This window comes from Bradyrhizobium sp. Kon56, from assembly GCF_055807635.1.
The window spans coordinates 1-342 of record NZ_JBVVOU010000239.1 but is presented as its reverse complement, the minus strand read 5'-3'; the positions used below and the strand labels follow the sequence as shown (position 1 = coordinate 342).

At 61.1% G+C, this 342-nt stretch carries 1 protein-coding gene; it reads right to left on the bottom strand.

Annotation, left to right across the window (positions count from 1 at the left end; all coding sequences use genetic code 11):
• A partial coding sequence (locus AC0L3B_RS38790) for an amino acid permease (protein WP_473382969.1) occupies positions 1 to 342 on the bottom strand: 342 nt, incomplete at both ends.

Here is a 342-nt window from a genome sequence, read left to right as displayed (position 1 = left end):
GCACCCAACTCGGCACACGAAAATGACTCTGCTCAATCTTGTCCCGCCGCAGCACCAGCACCGCCACATTCGTACTCAGAAAAACAAACAGCAGCAACAACACCACCGTCTCCGCCAACGCCGCCAGTGTCCCCGTCAACGTCAACGCAATCGCCACAGCGGTACTGGCCACAATCGCGACCCAGGGCGTGCGCCGTTTGGGCAGCACGCGCGACAGCGGCTGCGGCAACAACCCCATACGCGCCATCCCATAGGCCAGCCGACTCGCCATGACCATCGTCAAAAGCGCACCATTGGCCACCGCCACCAAGGCAATGAACGCAAACAGCTGAGGCGGAATAC